This window comes from Hymenobacter sp. YIM 151858-1 (genome assembly GCF_025979705.1).
In the GTDB taxonomy this organism is placed as follows: Bacteria; Bacteroidota; Bacteroidia; order Cytophagales; family Hymenobacteraceae; genus Solirubrum.
In genome coordinates this window covers 3,202,977-3,221,610 of sequence record NZ_CP110136.1, presented here as the reverse complement: position 1 = coordinate 3,221,610, position 18,634 = coordinate 3,202,977, and the positions used below count along the sequence as shown (strand labels likewise).

Below are 18,634 nucleotides of genomic sequence, written 5' to 3'. Positions count from 1 at the left end.
GCTGATGATTCATCATTGCTCATTGTTATTGCTCCCCATGGCTGCCTTCGATAGTACCGAGCACCCGCACCGCCGCTTCAACGCCCTCACCGGCGAGTGGGTATTGGTGTCGCCCCACCGTTCCAAGCGCCCGTGGCAGGGCCAGCAAGAAACGCCCGATGCCGAGCAGCGCCCGGCCTACGACCCCGGCTGCTACCTCTGCCCCGGCAACACCCGCGCCAACGGCGCCGTGAACCCCGCCTATCCCAACACCTTCGTGTTCGACAACGATTTCGCGGCCTTGCTGCCCGATACGCCTGCCGGCTCAATCGACGAAGGCGGCTTGCTGCGGGCCGAAGCCGAGTCGGGTGTGGGGCGCGTCATTTGCTTTTCGCCCCGCCACGACCTCACGCTGCCCGAAATGACGGTGCCCGATATCCGGAAGGTGGTCGATTTGTGGGTTGACGAGTTTAAAACCCTAGGTGCGCAGCCCGACATCAACTACGTGCAGATTTTCGAGAACAAAGGTCAGATGATGGGCTGCTCGAACCCACACCCGCACGGCCAGATCTGGGCGCAGCGCACCGTGCCCTCGGAGCCCGCTAAGGAAACCGTGCAGCAACTGGCCTATTACCAGCAGCACGGCCGCACCCTACTGGCCGACTACCTAGGGCTGGAGCTGGAAAAGCAAGAGCGCGTGGTGCTCGAAAACGAGCATTTTGTGGTGCTGGTGCCGTTTTGGGCCGTATGGCCTTTCGAAACCATGCTGGTGGCCCGCCGCCCCGTGCAGGACATTGCGCAACTAACCCCCGACGAGCGCGATGCTTTGGCCGATGCCATTCGCCGCCTCACCATCCGCTACGACAACCTATTTAATATCTCCTTTCCGTACTCGGCCGGGCTGCACCAGCGCCCCACCGATGGGCACGAGCACCCGGAGTGGCATCTGCACATGCACTTCTATCCGCCGCTGCTGCGCTCGGCTACGGTGCGCAAGTTTATGGTAGGCTACGAAATGCTGGGCAACCCGCAGCGCGATATTACGCCCGAGTTCAGCGCCGATAAGCTGCGCAGCCTCTCGGAGGTGCACTACAAGTCGGCAAGCCAGGGCTGAGCTTTGGGCTCAGAACACTATAGTATATATTAGATAGGCATCACGGGCGGCAACATGCTGCCCGTGCTTGTTTTACAAAGCGGTGCCGCCGCCGAACGAGGGCCATTGCTGCTGAATAGCTTATACTAGCGGCGCTCAAAACCTCTTGCCGCTTGCTATGCCCTCTTCCCGCTTTGGTTTACTTATCCTAGGTGCTGCCATGGCTTGTTCGCATATGGGCCTGGCCCAGAATACTGCCGCAAGCCATAACCAGCCGCCCAACTGGGCCAAGGATGTGGTGTGGTACCAGATTTTTGTGGAGCGCTTCAGCAACGGCGACCCCAAAAACGACCCTACACCCCAAACCATGCGGCCAGCTTTCGAGGCGCCGGCGGGCTGGCGCATCACGCCTTGGTCGCACAACTGGTACGAGCCCGAGCCCTGGGCCAAGCAAGCCAACCTCTCGTGGGGCGATGAGCTAGGCCTGCGCCGCTACGGCGGCGACTTGCAGGGGGTAATCAACAAACTGGATTACTTGCGCGACCTAGGCGTATCAGCCCTGTACTTCAACCCGCTGAACGATGCGCCGTCGCTCCACAAGTACGATGCCCGCAACTACCATCATATAGATGTAACCTTTGGGCCCGACCCCGCCGGCGACCAACGCATTATTGCCAGCGAAAACCCCGCCGACCCGAGCACCTGGAAGTGGACCTCGGCCGATAAGCTATTTCTGAAACTCGTGGAAGAGGCGCACCGCCGCAACATGCGCGTGGTGCTCGATTACTCCTGGAACCACACGGGCGTAGGGTTTTGGGCTTGGCAGGACATCCTGAAAAAACAAAAGGCTTCCCCTTTCTCCGAGTGGTATCAGATTACCTCCTTCGACAACCCCAACACGCCCGCCAACGAGTTTGCTTACCAAGGCTGGGCCAACCTCGCCAGCCTGCCCGAAATCCGGAAGGTGAACCTTACTACGGAACGTAAGTCGGGGCAACCCTACGAAGGCAACCTCAGCGAAGGAGCCAAGCAGCATATATATGCCGTTTCCAAACGCTGGCTTGCGCCCGATGGCAACCTGGGCAAAGGCATCGATGGCTACCGCCTCGACGTGGCCGACCAAATACCCATGGGTTTCTGGCGCGACTACCGCACCTATATAAAAGGCATCAAGCCCGACGCCTATTTGGTAGGCGAAATTTGGTGGGAAGAGTGGCCCGATAAGCTCATGAACCCCGTGCCCTACGTCAGCGGTGATGTATTCGACGCCGTAATGTTCTATCAGATCTACCGGCCGGCGCGTAACTTCTTCGCCAACGTAACCGAGGGCATCGACGCCAAGCAGTTTGTGGCCGAGTTGCAGGCAGAGTGGGGCCGCTTGGCTAAGCCCTACCGCTACGCCATGATGAACGTATCGGCCACGCACGATACCCCACGCCTTCTCACCGACTTCTACAACCCTGCCAAGTACAAGTACCAGGCTACGCCCCGCGACAACGCCAGTTACAAAACCGGCAAACCCGACGCCGATACCTATAAGCGGGTGCGTCTTTACCTCATGCACCAATTCACCAACATAGGTGCACCGCACATCTGGAACGGCGACGAGCTCGGCATGTGGGGGGCCGATGACCCGGATTGCCGTAAACCACTGATGTGGCCAGGCCTGAAGTTCGAACCCGAAACCCGCAACAACTACCAGCCCGGCACCAAAGCTTATGACCCTATTGGGTACAATGCCGAGCATCATATCTTCTATCAGAAACTTGCCCGCATGCGCCAGAATAATCCCGTATTGCACACCGGCGATATAGAGTTTCTGACTGCCACGGGTAAGCAACTTGCCTACCGCCGCTTTAATAAACAGCAACAGATTGTAGTGCTATTCAACTTGGAGAATAGCAGCCGCACCTTTAAGCTTCCTGTGAAAGGCCGCTGGACCAACCTGTTAGAAGGTACATCCGTCAATTCAGATCAGGTTCAGCTACCTCCTCTCAGCGGTTTGATCCTGAAGAAATAAACTGCACACCCTGTGTACCAAAGAAGCCCCGAGGTTCCTGAAACTACCTTCAGGAACCTCGGGGGGGGTTATTGCTGATTTACAAATCGTTACGTGTATTATAGCAAGTAGTGAACTTTTGGTTTGGCCACAACGTCTTGCCCAAGTGCCAGTAAAGCTTACCGGTCGGGCTAAGCTCTAGAGCGGGCATTCCGGAGCCAGCAGCATTTTTTTTCGTCAGAAGAAATTGGTTGGAACCAAAGGCAACTGCTTGGGGGTTAAGCCCTCTGCCGCCGGGTGGTTGGCATCTGCGCAGGCCGGGCAAGCAAAAATCTTGCCGTAGCGGTTGCGCAAACGCACCCGGTCTGCTACTTTTGTCCTCCCCTTCAGCCGGAAGAGGGCGCTAACGGCGGGAAACGACCGGTTTTGGGCCGGCGCGCTTCGCCAAAAAAAAAGTTGGGCCAAGGGCTTGCGGCCGCGAAAAAGTGGCTTACCTTTGCAGCCCGCTTCACCCGGAGGCGGCCGCTACGGCAGGCGAAACGGAAGGTTCGAAAAAAAATCTTCGAATTGCTTGCGAAACGAAAAAGGCCTCGTACCTTTGCCACCCCGAACGGAAACGCCGCTCGGCAAACGAGAAAAGCCCCGGCTGAGACGCTCAGCCGCACCGCGAAAAACGAGAGGTTTTTGGCGTGCGTTCTTTGAAAGACTGGAAAGACAAAAGGTAAGACCGCCCTGCTTTCGGGCAGGGCGCGAGCAAGCGTAACAAGCAGCTCGAATACGCGGGTCGGATCAGCACTCGACACGGCTTCGGCTTCGGCCGGAGCGACTGATTTTTTACAATGGAGAGTTTGATCCTGGCTCAGGATGAACGCTAGCGGCAGGCCTAATACATGCAAGTCGAACGCGGGGCAGCGATGCCCCGAGTGGCGCACGGGTGCGTAACGCGTAGGCAATCTGCCTACTTCTGGGGGATAGCCCGCCGAAAGGTGGATTAATACCGCATAAGACCACGGCGCGGCATCGCGCAGGGGTTAAAGAATTTCGGAAGTAGATGAGCCTGCGTGCCATTAGCTAGTTGGCGGGGTAAGGGCCCACCAAGGCGACGATGGCTAGGGGAGCTGAGAGGCCGATCCCCCACACTGGCACTGAGATACGGGCCAGACTCCTACGGGAGGCAGCAGTAGGGAATATTGGGCAATGGCGGAAACGCTGACCCAGCCATGCCGCGTGCCGGATGAAGGCCTTCTGGGTTGTAAACGGCTTTTGACCGGGAAGAAAAAACCCTTGCGAGGGGAATCGACGGTACCGGTTGAATAAGCACCGGCTAACTCCGTGCCAGCAGCCGCGGTAATACGGAGGGTGCGAGCGTTGTCCGGATTTATTGGGTTTAAAGGGTGCGTAGGCGGCCCGGTAAGTCCGTGGTGAAAGCCCCTCGCTCAACGAGGGAACTGCCATGGATACTGCCGGGCTTGAGTCCAGACGAGGTTGGCGGAATGGATGGTGTAGCGGTGAAATGCATAGATACCATCCAGAACCCCGATTGCGTAGGCAGCTGACTAGGCTGGTACTGACGCTGAGGCACGAAAGCGTGGGGAGCAAACAGGATTAGATACCCTGGTAGTCCACGCCGTAAACGATGGATACTCGCTGTGGGCAATATGACGGTCCGCGGCTTAGCGAAAGCGTTAAGTATCCCACCTGGGGAGTACGCCGGCAACGGTGAAACTCAAAGGAATTGACGGGGGCCCGCACAAGTGGTGGAGCATGTGGTTTAATTCGATGATACGCGAGGAACCTTACCTAGGCTAGAATGCGCGTGACCGGCCCAGAGATGGGCCTTTCCTTCGGGACACAAAGCAAGGTGCTGCATGGCCGTCGTCAGCTCGTGCCGTGAGGTGTTGGGTTAAGTCCCGCAACGAGCGCAACCCCTATGTTTAGTTGCCAGCGCGTCAAGGCGGGGACTCTAGACAGACTGCCTGCGCAAGCAGCGAGGAAGGCGGGGACGACGTCAGGTCATCATGGCCCTTACGCCTAGGGCTACACACGTGCTACAATGGGCGGTACAGCGGGTTGCCACGCAGCGATGCGGAGCCAATCTCGAAAAGCCGTTCTCAGTTCGGATCGCAGTCTGCAACTCGACTGCGTGAAGCTGGAATCACTAGTAATCGCGTATCAGCAACGACGCGGTGAATACGTTCCCGGGCCTTGTACACACCGCCCGTCAAGCCATGGAAGTCTGGTAGACCTGAAGCCGGTGCTCGTCACAGAAGCCGGTTAGGGTAGAACAGGTAACTGGGGCTAAGTCGTAACAAGGTAGCCGTACCGGAAGGTGCGGCTGGATCACCTCCTTTCTGGAGCAATCCGATCCGTGAGCTGGCCTTGGCTTGCTACGCCTTTTGTCTTTTCATCTTTCAGCTGCACCGGGCAACAGGCCCGGTACACGTTCTTTGACGTAACGGCTAGCAAACATAGAAGATAAGCCTGCCCGAGCAATCGGGTGGGCATCACACGAGCAAACGACAGTTCCCTGCTTACTCGGGAACGACCGTTACTTACGGAAGTAACGAAGGGCGCACGGGGGATGCCTAGGCTCTCGGAGGCGACGAAGGACGTGATAAGCTGCGATAAGCTTGGGGGACGGGCACATACCGGTTGATCCCGAGATTTCCGAATGGGGCAACCCACTTGGTTGAAGACCAAGTATCCGAATCCGCAAGGACGGAGGCGAACGCGGGGAACTGAAACATCTAAGTACCCGCAGGAACAGAAAATAACAATGATTCCCCCAGTAGTGGCGAGCGAACGGGGACGAGCCCAAACCGGGTTGGTTACGGCCAGCCCGGGGTTGTAGGACCGCGGCGTGGGACCTTTTTACGGTAGTCGAAACAGGTGGGAAACTGTACCAGAGACGGTGAGAGTCCGGTAGACGACATTGTAAAAGGCCCTAGCGGGATCCTGAGTAAGGCGGGGTTGGAGACGCCCCGTCTGAATCCGCCGGCACCATCCGGCAAGGCTACATACTCCCGAGAGACCGATAGTGAACCAGTACCGTGAGGGAAAGGTGAAAAGAACCCCGGATAGGGGAGTGAAAAGAACCTGAAACCGTGCGCTTACAAGCGGTCGGAGCTGCTAGGTGCAGTGACGGCGTGCCTTTTGCATAATGAGCCTACGAGTTGCTCCTCCCTGGCGAGGTTAAGCGTCTGGAGACGCGGAGCCGCAGCGAAAGCGAGTCTGAACAGGGCGCAGAGTCAGGGGGGGCAGACGCGAAACTTTGTGATCTACCCATGGGCAGGGTGAAGGTTGGGTAACACCAACTGGAGGCCCGAACCAGTTTCCGTTGAAAAGGATTTGGATGACCTGTGGGTAGGGGTGAAAGGCCAATCAAACTGAGAAATAGCTCGTACTCCCCGAAATGTATTGAGGTACAGCGTCGTGGTCGAGTCACCTGGAGGTAGAGCTACCGATTGGACTAGGGGGTGTCACAGCCTACCGAATCCAGACGAACTCCGAATGCCACGGTGATATACACGGCAGTGAGGCCTGGGGTGCTAAGGTCCCAGGCCGAGAGGGAAAGAACCCAGACCATCCGCTAAGGTCCCTAAATCCGGGCTAAGTTGAACAAAGGAGGTCCAGTTGCCTTGACAGCCAGGATGTTGGCTTGGAAGCAGCCATTCATTTAAAGAGTGCGTAACAGCTCACTGGTCGAGCGACAGGGCATCGATAATACGCGGGCATCAAGTCCGGTACCGAAGCGATGGATTCTACTTATGGTAGAGTGGTAGGGGAGCATTCCAGCAGCGGCGAAGCCACGACCGGGAGGCGTGGTGGAGCGGCTGGAAAAGCAAATGTAGGCATGAGTAACGATAATGGGGGTGCGAAACCCCCACGCCGATAGACTAAGGTTTCCTGCTCAACGCTAATCGGAGCAGGGTTAGTCGGGACCTAAGGCTAAGCCGACAGGCGATGACCGATGGCCAGCTGGTTGATATTCCAGCACTTGTTCAGTGGAGTGATGCGGTGACGGAGAAGTGAAAGGCACGCGGGCGGACGGAAGTGCCCGTTGAAGCGCGTAGGTATAGGACCGGTAGTGAAGTACGCCGGTTTTGCCGAAACGTGATAGTAGGCCAAGCCCCTCGGGGCGCGGCCATAGTTGCCCTAATCAGACTCCCAAGAAAACCCGCTAAGCGTTTACCGCTGGACAACCCGTACCGCAAACCGACACAGGTAGTCAAGGAGAGCATCCTGAGGCGCTCGAGTGAATCACGGCCAAGGAACTCGGCAAAATGGTCCTGTAACTTCGGGAGAAGGGACGCTTCCTCCTAGCAATAGGAGAAGCCGCAGTGAAAAGGCCCAGGCGACTGTTTAACAAAAACACATGGCTTTGCGAACTCGCAAGAGGAAGTATAAGGCCTGACACCTGCCCGGTGCCGGAAGGTTAAGAGGGGGACTTAGCGCAAGCGACGGTCTGAATCGAAGCCCCGGTAAACGGCGGCCGTAACTATAACGGTCCTAAGGTAGCGAAATTCCTTGTCGGGTAAGTTCCGACCTGCACGAATGGTGTAACGATCTGGGCGCTGTCTCAGCCGTGAGCTCGGTGAAATTGTAGTCTCGGTGAAGATGCCGAGTACCCGCCACGGGACGGAAAGACCCCGTGCACCTTTACTACAGCTTGACATTGACCCTGGGCACCGCATGTGTAGCATAGGTGGGAGGCGTTGAGCCGGGGGCGCCAGCCCTCGGGGAGCCGACGTTGAAATACCACCCTTGCGTTGCTTGGGGCCTAATCTCCAGGAAGGGGAAACAGTGTCTGGTGGGTAGTTTGACTGGGGTGGTCGCCTCCAAAAGTGTATCGGAGGCTTTCAAAGGTCCGCTCAATCCGCTTGGTAACCGGATGCAGAGCGCAATAGCAGAAGCGGGCTTGACTGTGAGGCCGACACGCCGAGCAGGGTCGAAAGACGGATATAGTGATCCGGTGGTTCCGCATGGAAGGGCCATCGCTCAAAGGATAAAAGGTACGCCGGGGATAACAGGCTGATCTCCCCCAAGAGCTCATATCGACGGGGAGGTTTGGCACCTCGATGTCGGCTCGTCACGTCCTGGGGCTGGAGAAGGTCCCAAGGGTTCGGCTGTTCGCCGATTAAAGTGGCACGCGAGCTGGGTTCAGAACGTCGTGAGACAGTTCGGTCCCTATCTGTGGCGGGCGTTGGAATGTTGACAGGACCTGACCTTAGTACGAGAGGACCGGGTTGGACCAGCCGCTGGTGTACCAGTTGTGCCGCCAGGTGCAGCGCTGGGTAGCTACGCTGGGTCGAGATAAGCGCTGAAAGCATCTAAGTGCGAAACTCACCTGAAGATGAGCATTCCGTTGTATAAGGTCCGTGGCAGATCACCACGTCGATAGGCCGCAGGTCTTAAGCCGGAAACGGCCAGCCGAGCGGTACTAATGAACCGAACGCTTCCGAACCAGTGCCTCGTGTTTTCCCCTTCTGCGTTTGCTGGCCGTGCGTCACAAGTTCACGGCTCCCGCCGCCCCCACCGGGGGGCCGGGATGTCCGCTCACGACAATGGTGGCTTTAGCCCGGGTGTTCACCTCTTCCCATTCCGAACAGAGTCGTTAAGCCCCGGAGCGCCCATGGTACTGCCTTCGCCGGCGGGAGAGTCGGTCGCCGCCAACCCTTGTCTTTTCCGCGCTGCCCCCCGCGGGTTCCTGCCCAGGAACCGCCGCGGGGGGCAGTTCGCGTTTCGGGCGAAACGCGGTCCATGAAAGGGCCTAGACCAGGTATCTGGAGGCTAGATTGGATCACCCTGGTCGTTAGCCTGCGCCCCGGCTGGCAGAAACTCCGTGTAATCTGGGTTAGTAATCGGATTGCTGGATAGCAATAATGCCTTTGAGTACGGTGCTTAGCTTTCTTTCCCCGGGCCTAGAACCGTCATTCTGTTGCAGACAACCGGATTATGAGCATTCTTCCCGAGTTAGCTGCTCATTGCAGCTGATACCGGCCTGTACTCCTTCAGCTGCGGCAACCACTGCTTGCTGGGCCGCGGGGGTTGTATCCCCGGCTGCGTACACACCAGGAACGGATGTCTGGATGCGTTTGTCAACGCGTATGCCTCCGCTTCGTGCCAACCGGTAACAACCGAGCTGTGTCGCCAAATCGGTGCGCTGTTGCTGATCCGGGTGAAGAAAAAGAGCTGTACGTTCGATAGTGCTCCCATCAGTAAACTCGATGTGGTGGATTTCGCCGTTTTTTTTGCCTATCAATCGTTTTATCGGCTGCTCATACACCGGGATGCCATGACGCTTAAGGCGGTGGCGTGAATGGTCGGCTAGCCCAGCTGTGCCATCGGTGCATACCACCACATCCTTTGACCAGCGGCTTACCAATAGTGCAAAGCCCGCTACCGATTTACCACGGCCATAAACAGCTAATGGTTTGTCGGACACTTCGTAGCCGTGGCAGTACGGGCAGTGCAGTACTCCTATTCCCCATAATTCGCGCATACCATCGATGGGTGGGAGTACATCAAGCACACCTGTTGCGAGGATGACCTTACGCGACGTGACGCAGCGGCCTGTATCGAGAGTGATTCGGAAGGTGCCGGTTGCTTCGTCGCGTTCAGCTTGTGTTACGCAGCTTTCCCGCTGCTCTACGGTTGGGTAAGCCGACAACTGCTCATGACCATACCGAAGAAGCTCCTGCGGCTTTATTCCGTCTCTGGATAGAAAATTATGAACAGCAGGAGAGGGTGCATTTCTGGTTTTCCCTCCGTCGCACAGCAGAACACGCCGCCGACACCGGCCCAACACTAAAGCTGCGCTCAAGCCAGCGCAACCTGCTCCTACTACGACTACATCATAATCAGTGGGTGGAATATGCGTGGGGCGTCTGAAAGGTCGTCGGGTTGAAGTAGGCATGGTCGTTGGTTCGAGGCTCAACAACGACATACTTCTTAAACGTAGGTATAGGTTACGGACGAGCCTGGTTGAATTTATCAGCTATTGACGCGCGAGACAAAAAAAGAGGGCGCCCTAAATGGGGCGCCCTCGTTCAGGATGAGCTACTGAAGTAATTAAAAAGCTTCGTCGCGGCCGCTTTGCTGTACCAGCTCGTGTACCTGCTGATTGAACTGCTTCTGCTGCACTAACTCTTCGAGCGGGATGTGGAAACGATACTTCCAGAAATGCTCGGGGTTAGCCGGTACGTTTATCTGCTCGTCAAGCGGGTTTTGGCGGCGTAGCTGAGCATCGAGGGCGACAAAATCCTGCAGCGGCAGAATGGCCCACATTGCCGGGGAGTTCAGGTGTTGCACCACCATTTCGCGAGCAACCCAGGGCTCACAGTAAAAAGGGGCCTGCTGGCCGTAATGACCTAGGGTATGCTCAAAGAAACGCTGCGTCCGCTTGTGGTCTTCCTCCCACCAGCCTCGTATGGTGCTCATATCGTGGCAGGAAGGCGAAACCACAGACAGGTAGGCGGCATCGCTGGGGTGCGAAAACTCGATACCCGTTGCAGCCGGCATACGCTGGATGTTCAGGCCAAGCATGCCTAGATGGCGCATCACGCCAGGTACGGAGGCAGGTACCATCCCTAGGTCTTCGCCGCAAATAAGCATGTTGGTGGCGTAGCGCACTGGCGGCAGCTTCACGAGGCCTTGCTCACGCCAGAAGTTCTCGTGGCGGCGGTAGAAGAAATCGATGTACAACCCGTGCATGCGGTGGCGCGTGGCATCGTCGAGGTCGCGGAAAGTGCGCGATTTATCGACGGTGATGCGCGGATGCCAGAACTCGCCGTTGGTACCGTCGGCTTCTACAAACAGTACTTCCGTGAGCAAGCGGTACAGGCCGTTGCGGATGGTAAGCAGGTGTTCGCGCTGTTCGCCTGATGCGCTGCCCAACTTTTGCTCAAATACCGCTTCCACCTTGCGTTGGGTGTTCACGTGTTCCTTCAGACGGAACGCGCCGTGGCCGGCATCCTCCAGAAACTCCTCGCGCACGGCGTGGGCGGCGGCGCCGAACAGCTCCTCCAGGATGTGCCAGCGAATGTACGGCTGCGTGAGGCGGGCGTCGTCCCACCAGCCCAGCCGCTCGCGAATCTCATTGCGGTGCAGGGGCAGGGCCGGCGAAAAGTGACCTAGGAGGCCCTCCACGGCGTGGTTCGGGATTTCCCAAATGCGGAAGAAACCAAGAATGTGGTCGATGCGGAGGGCATCGAAGTAGCGCGCCAGGTGGCTCATGCGCTGTTTCCACCACTGATAGCCATCCTCGGCCATTTTGGCCCAGTTGTAAGTAGGGAAACGCCAGTTCTGGCCCGTTACCGAAAAGTCGTCGGGCGGGGCGCCGGCTTGTTGGTCGAGGTGGTATAGCTCGGGCTGCGTCCAGGCCTCTACCGAATGGCGGTAAATGCCGATGGGCAAGTCGCCTTTAAGGGTTACTCCTTTCGAGCGGGCATAATCGACGGCGGCGCGGAGCTGCTTATCGAGGTGGTACTGCGTGAACAAGTGCAAGCCGAACTCATCGAACTCGGGGTGCTCGGGCTGCAGCAACTGCTCGGGCAAATTGCCGGGCTGCTGAAACTCGGCGGGCCACTGGCGGAAATCAACCGTATTGAACCGGTCGCGCAGGCCCGAGAATACCGCGTACGGCGCCAACCAGGCATTTTGCTCGGCAAAGAACTGTTGGAACTCCGCATCGGCCAGGAACGCGGCTTTCTCTTGCTGGTAGAGCAGCTTCACGAAGCGCCACTTCGCCTGCGTTACGGGTTCGTAATCAACAAATTCGCGCTGGTTCAGCTCGTCGCGCAGGCGGTTCAGCTCTTCGCGCTGGGCCGCGTCTTTCAGCTCGGCAATTTCATCGAGGCGCAGGTACTGCGGGTGCAGGGCAAATACCGAAATGGCCGCGTACGGGTACGAGTCGACCCAAGTGTGCGTGGCCGTGGTATCGTTGATGGGCAGCACCTGCACCAGCTTCAGGCCGGTTTCGTGGGCCCAATCAACCAGCAGTTTCAGGTCGGAGAACTCGCCCACGCCCAGGCCCTGCTTGCTACGCAGCGAGAACACCGGCAGCGCTACGCCCGCCCCGCGCCACGGGCCCTGTGCGTAGCGGAACTGCTCGTCGTGGCGCCAGCGCAGCACGTCGCGGCCGAACACCGGGGGCAGTACGCGGTCGGGGCCGGCTTCGAGGGCTACTACTTCTTTGGTGGCTGGGTTCCAGATGGCGTACTTATACAACACTGGCTTATCGGCGGCTTCCAGGGCCACGTCAGCCGTCCATTCAGGATACCCGGCATCCGAGAGCACCACGGCCTTGCGGGCGTCCCAGGCACCTAGGGACGCATCGGAACCTAGAATGCAAAGGCAATGCTCGGGCGATACGCGCGGGGCCGCTAGGGTAAAGCGCACGGCCGAATCGGCTACGCGGGCTTTGGGCTTAGCCGGAGCGCAGGGCGATTGCGCCGGCCGGCGGAAAATAGCCTGCGTGAAGGCGTTGGTAAGCAGTTCGTTTTCGGCCAGCAGCGGAGCGCGCCAAAATTCATCGAGCACTACGCGGCCGTAGGGCTCGTTGCCGAGGGCCACCACGCGGTCGGGGCCCCACTCCCAATGGGTAGCGTTGTTGGGCTCGTCGATGAGCAGGTATTTATAACGAAGCTCAGCGGTGCCGGCGGGCACCTCCAGCTCTTTCTCCCAATAACCGGTAGCCGGGTCGTAATCGAGGCGCAGGGCTTGCTCGGGGCGCCAGTCGCCCAGCGTAGGCCCGGTGCCGCGCACTTCAATACGTTGCCCCCATTGCGTAAAGTAGGGAAGACGAAAACGAACGCGCATAAAAACGAAAAAAAGTACGCAACAAAAGTAGCGGGAAGTAGGCGCTTGGCCGCACACCAACGGCCCGAACCCGAGGATAAATAAACGCGAGCCGCCCCCTAGGTAAACCAGCGGCACAAGGGGGCCAACAGCGGCTTGAAGGAGGACGGGCGGATTGCGGCAAGTGCTTAAACAAACATCCGCTGTAACATTCCCGGGCAATTGTGCGTCCGAAGGGACGTTCCCGCCCAAGTGCGGGGCGCTAACGCTACTGCTCGCTTGGCTACTCCTACGCCTCCTCCTTCCGATACTACGCCGGCCAGCTCGCCGGCGCCACGCCCGCACGCGCGCAGCCCCTGGGGCTGGTTGTGGCGCGGGCTGTTGGGTTTGTTGCTGCTGATTGTGTTGCTGGTGGTGGGGCTGATCGTGGCCCTGCAGTTTCCGGCAGCCCAGAACTTTGCTGCCCGCAAGGCCGCCAACTACCTTCAGAACAAGATTGGCACCGAGGTGCGCATCGGCAAGTTCCGGACGGATTGGCGCCACGCCCTGTCGCTCGACGGGGTATACCTCGAAGACCAGAAGGGCGACACCCTGCTATCGGTGGGGCACCTAGGGGTTGATATTGATTTGTGGGCCCTCACCAAGTCGCAGATCAACGTAAGCTCGGTGGAGCTGACCGACGGCACCGTGCACATTGCGCGCACCGAGCCCGACTCCACGTTCAACTTCGACTACATCCTGGCGGCGTTTGCCACCGGCGACACTACCACAACCACCCCGGCCGACTCGACCGGCGGGTTTAAGTACGACATCGGCGACGCGCACCTGGCCAACATCTACCTCACGTACCGCGACGAGGTAGACGGCATGAACGTGCGCACCCGCGTGGGCGACCTGGCCGTGGCCATGAACGAGGTGGACGTAGACCGCAGCATTTACCGTATCGGCACGGCCTCGCTGAAGAACACGGGCATCAACATCACCCAAACCAAAGTACCGCCCGATACCCCGGCCGAGCCGCTTACGCTCACCCTGGGTTTGGAGCGCGCCGCCCTCGATAACGTTTCCTTGAACTACCGTAACGACCCCTCGCGGCAGTACATCCGCACGCGCATCGGGCAGGCGGCGGTTACGGCCGATAACATCGACCTCATTCGGCAGCGCATTGCTTTGAATACGCTTACGCTGCGCAACTCGGAAATAGCCTACGCCCAAAACGAGAACGTGCCCGTAGAGCAGCGCGTGGTAAACCCCGCCGAGGTGGTGGAGAAAGTTGATTCGGCGGTGGCGCAAACCACGGGCGCGCCCACCAGCTGGCGCGTTTCGCTGCGCGAGTCCGACATCAGCGGCGTGCGGTTTGCCTTCGACAACGTGGACGAGGCCCGGCAGCGCACCCGCCTGCCCGCCATGGACTACAACCACTTGCTGTTCGATAGCCTGGCGCTGCGTACCCGCAACCTGGTGTACACCAACAACCGCACTACCGGCCGCATCGATTTGCTGCGCGGCCGCGAGCAAAGCGGTTTTCGGGTTGATAAAGCGCAGGCCGATGTGGTGTACGACTCGGTGCAGATTCGGCTTGATAACCTCGACCTGATTACCCCGCACACGCGCATTCGGCGTACGCTGGCTATCGGGTTCGACTCCCTAGGTGCCTTGGCCGACACCCGCACCCTAGGTAAAACCCGCCTCGAGGCCAACCTGCAGAACACCCGCCTCGGCTTCCGCGACATTCTGTACCTGGCCCCCGACCTCATCACCGAAAAGCCCTTCACGAGCGGGCCCAACCAATCGGTACTCATCAGCGGGCAGTTGAACGGCCGCCTCGACAACTTCGCCCTGAACAACCTTGAGCTGGTAGGCCTGCGCAATACCATTGTGCGGGCGTCGGGGCGCATCCGGGGCTTGCCCAACACCGATGGCCGCCTCTACACCGATCTGAACATTCGGCAGCTGACCACCACGCGGCGCGACATCAACGATATCCTGCCCGCGGGCATTATCCCCGAAGATGTAATTGCGCTGCCCGAGCGGGCCACGCTTAGCGGCACCGTGCGCGGCCGCCCTACCGCCAACGACCTAGCCCTGAACCTGCGGGCTAACACCTCGTATGGCGGCGCGGCTATTGTGGCCAACCTGCGCCCCGGCCCAACGGGGCAGGAGCCCGTGGATGCCCGCTTCACGCTCAACAACTTCGACCTGGGACGCTTGCTGAAGCAGCCCGACCTAGGGCCCGTAACCGGCAGCGGCACCTACAAAGGAGTGGGCTTCGAGCCGACGACCATGCGTGGGCAATTGGTGGCCAACCTGCAGCAGGCGCGCTACGGCAACTACACCTACCGTAACGTGGCCGCCAACGTGGGCATTCGGGGGCAGCAGTACGACATCGACGCGCGCAGCACCGGCGACGCCAACGCGGCTTTTGCCATTAAGGCCACGGTTGATTTGCGCAACCCCGATGCCCCGCGCTACAGCTTCAGCGGCAACCTGCAAAGTCTGAACCTAACGGCCCTAGGTTTTTACTCGGGCGGCAACCTGAGCGTACGCGGCGACTTAAACAGCAGCCTTTCGGGCGCCGACCTGAACACCCTGAACGGTACGCTGCAGGGCAACAACGTGGTTATCACGCTCAACAACCAGGTTATTCCCATCGACTCGGTGAATGCCCGCATTGTGCAGCAACCGGGCCGCACCGAAGTCGATTTTACCTCCAACCTCGTAACGGCGGTGCTGCGCGGCAACACCCGCCTCGGCGATATTGCCACCGAGCTGCAACGCCACATCGATCGGTACTTCGATTTGCCGGGTGTGCAGTACCGCGCCTCCTCGTTAGCGCGCAACTTTACGTTTGATGTGCGCGTGCCGCAAAGCGGAGCGCGGCTGCTGCCCAAGTTCGTAACGGGCCTCACGCGCATCTCGCCCTTCGCTATTGCAGGCTCCTACGACAGTCGTGCGGCCAACCTAACCGTGCGCTCCGATATCCGGCGCATGCGCTACCAAGGCGTGGTGTTCGATTCGCTGAAGCTGCGCGTGGGCTCCGATCCGCAGAAGCTTGACTACAGCGTGGCACTCGACCAAATCAGGCAGGATACTACCCTGAAAGTGCCCAGCCCGAGCCTGACGGGCAGCATCGCCAACAACCAAATTGGCACCCGCCTGCGCATCGCCGAAGGCGACTCGGCCGAGCGCCTGAACCTGGCCGGCACCTTGCAAGTGCTGGGGGGCGGGCGCACCTACCAGTTCAGCTTCGAGCCCACGTTGGCACTCGATGGGCGGCAGTGGGATGCCGCACCGGGCAATTACCTGCGCTACACGCCCGCTACCGGCAACATTGAAGCGCAGAACGTGCGCCTGACGTACAGCGGCCGAGCCGAGCGCTTTTTGGCGCTGCAAACGCTGTCCGGTGCCCGCAACCCCTTGCAGGTGCAAATCGGCAACTTTGATTTGAACGCCCTAGGGCACGCGGCCGGCCTGCAGGACTCGCTGATTGGCGGCACCCTCAACGGCCAGGCCGTGGCCTTTAACCTAGGGCGCACGGGCCAGGCCTTCACGGCCGACCTGAACCTAACTGGCCTGGCCTACAACAAGTACCTGCTGGGCGACCTGCGTGCTCAAGCCGTAAACAACACCGCCGACCGCTACGATTTAACGGCGCAGCTGGTAAGCCCCGATGGCAATGACGTGCGCCTGAACGGCTACTACGTGGCCAACGGCACCATCAACGTGGTGGCCGACCTGGCCCGCCTGAACCTGCGCACGGTGGAGCCATTCGCGGCCGGGCAAATTCAGCAGAGCACGGGCGCACTTACGGGCCGCTTTACCGTAACGGGCACCACGGCCGCGCCGCAGCTGCGCGGGGCGGCGCGCTTCCAGGAGGCCGGCTTCACGCTTACGCAGCTGGGCGCACCCTTCCGCCTGCCCTCCGACGAACTGGTGCTGAACGAACGCGGCCTGCGCTTCGACAACTTCGCCATTCTCGACTCGGTGGGCAACCGCGCCGTGGTAAACGGCTACATCGAGCCGGCGCGCGACCTTGCCATGGTGGGTCAGTACCGCCTGGCGCTGGATGTTGTAACCGACGATTTCCTGGCCGTGCAGAGCACCCGCCGCGACAACCCGCTGTACTACGGCAAGTTGCTGGTCGATTCGGACACGCGCGTAACCGGCAACCTGTACCGCCCCGTGGTGCGCACCCGCGCCGCCGTGGTAGAGGGCTCCGACCTAAGCGTGGTAGTGCCCAACGACGAACCCGTGGCCGTGGAGCGCGAAGGCATTGTGGTATTCGTGGATAAAGACGCGCCCAAACCCAATGCCGACTCGCTGCTGCTGGCCACCGCCGATGACATCGACAGCGCCGCCGTAGCCACCGGCTACGATGTGCGCGCCAACATCACCATCACCGACAACACGCCCTTTACCATCGTTATCGACGAAGCCGCTGGCGACAACCTGCGCGTGCGGGCGGCCGGTACGCTCAGTGCCGTGCTCGACGAGCGCGGCGCCCAAACCCTCACGGGCCGCCTCGATGTAACGCAGGGCCAGTACCAACTCTCGCTCTACGACCTGGCCGAGCGCAAATTCGACATTGCGCCGGGCAGCTACATCGTGTGGAGCGGCGACCCGTTCAATGCGCAGGTAAGCGTATCAGCCATTTACCGCGTGCGCGCCGTGGCCGCCGACCTTATTGCCAACCAGATTGAAACGAGTCAGACACTGAGCAACCTGTCGCGCAACCGTCTGCCTTTCGAGGTGTACCTGAACGTTACGGAGCAGCTACTTAAGCCTGCTATCAGTTTCGACATCAAGCTACCCGAGGGGGCAAGCGGCGAGGTTGCAGCGGCCGTGCGTGCCAAGCTGGAGCAGCTGCGCCAGCCCAGCAACGTAAACGAGCTGAACAAGCAGGTGTTTGCCTTGCTGGCGCTTAACCGCTTTATCGCCGACAACCCCTTCCGCAGCACCGCCGGCCCGGGTTCGTTTGTGGAGAACCAGCTGCGCGGCTCGGCCAGCCAGGTGCTTACCGATCAGCTAAACAACCTAACGGGCGAGTACCTGGCGGGCCTAGGTCTGGAGCTGGGCGTGAACTCGTACAGCGCCGTGGGTGCCACCGGCGAGGAGCGCAGCCGCACCGATCTGAACGTGGCCGTGCGCCGGCAGCTGCTCAACGACCGCCTCACGGTGCGCCTAGGTACCGATGTGCCCCTGGCCGGCAGCAGCAGCGGCAGCCAGGCCACCAGCGGCGCCAGCGCGGCCAGCCAGTTTGCCGGCGACGTCAGCATCGAGTACAACATCCTGCCCGACGGCCGCCTGCGCCTGCGCGCCTTCCGCAACAACGCCTACGAAGACATCGACGGCCAATTTGTGCGCACCGGCGCCTCGCTCATTTTCCAGCGCGACTACAACTCGCTGGATGAGCTGTTTGCGCGCACGCCTGAGGCGGTAAAGCAACAGGTAAAAGCCGACCGCCGCGCCCGCAAGGCAGAAGAAGCTGCCCAGCAGGATACGCTTAAAAACAACGCTCTGAACTAGTAAAACGGCCAACCTCCCCTCCTCAGCTGAGGAGGGGACGCGGCAGCTTTAGCTGACGCCGGGGTGGTTGACCCCGCGTTAGATAGTAAAACCACTAACAAGAACGTCATGCTGAGCGCAGTCGAAGCATCTCTCCCGCTTCGCCAGATACCAACCTCAACGAAGCGGGAGAGATGCTTCGACTGCGCTCAGCATGACGCCCTAGGTGGTATCGTTCGCACAACCATCAACCACCCCGC

At 59.8% G+C, this 18,634-nt stretch carries 5 protein-coding genes and 3 rRNA genes; 6 read left to right on the top strand and 2 right to left on the bottom strand.

Annotated features, from left to right (window positions below):
* Positions 1–37 precede the first annotated feature (37 nt).
* The 5 genes from OIS50_RS14225 to rrf all read left to right on the top strand — a co-directional run bounded on the left by OIS50_RS14225 (position 38) and on the right by rrf (position 8,746).
* Positions 38–1,093, top strand: a complete 1,056-nt coding sequence (locus OIS50_RS14225) for a UDP-glucose--hexose-1-phosphate uridylyltransferase (protein WP_264691299.1) — start codon at positions 38–40, stop codon at positions 1,091–1,093.
* A 157-nt stretch (positions 1,094–1,250) separates the two neighbouring features.
* Entirely contained in the window at positions 1,251–3,092 is a 1,842-nt protein-coding gene (locus OIS50_RS14220) for an alpha-amylase family glycosyl hydrolase (protein ID WP_264691298.1), read from the top strand.
* A gap of 815 nt (positions 3,093–3,907) precedes the next feature.
* A 16S ribosomal RNA gene (locus tag OIS50_RS14215) occupies positions 3,908–5,422 on the top strand.
* Between the two features lie 203 nt (positions 5,423–5,625).
* A 23S ribosomal RNA gene (locus OIS50_RS14210) occupies positions 5,626–8,535 on the top strand.
* A 99-nt stretch (positions 8,536–8,634) separates the two neighbouring features.
* Positions 8,635–8,746: ribosomal RNA gene (gene rrf, locus OIS50_RS14205) — 5S ribosomal RNA — on the top strand.
* Together the 16S, 23S and 5S rRNA genes form the textbook arrangement of a ribosomal RNA operon.
* A gap of 278 nt (positions 8,747–9,024) precedes the next feature.
* On the opposite strand, the gene OIS50_RS14200 is transcribed toward rrf, so the two are convergent.
* Entirely contained in the window at positions 9,025–9,987 is a 963-nt protein-coding gene (locus OIS50_RS14200) for an NAD(P)/FAD-dependent oxidoreductase (protein WP_264691297.1), read from the bottom strand.
* A gap of 155 nt (positions 9,988–10,142) precedes the next feature.
* Entirely contained in the window at positions 10,143–12,890 is a 2,748-nt protein-coding gene (locus tag OIS50_RS14195) for a 4-alpha-glucanotransferase (protein WP_264691296.1), read from the bottom strand.
* A gap of 258 nt (positions 12,891–13,148) precedes the next feature.
* Between OIS50_RS14195 and OIS50_RS14190 the strand changes: the two genes are divergently transcribed.
* The gene (locus tag OIS50_RS14190; protein WP_264691295.1) at positions 13,149–18,395 is read left to right on the top strand and encodes a translocation/assembly module TamB domain-containing protein; all 5,247 of its coding nucleotides are present in this window, start codon (positions 13,149–13,151) and stop codon (positions 18,393–18,395) included.
* The last annotated feature ends 239 nt before the right edge of the window (positions 18,396–18,634 follow it).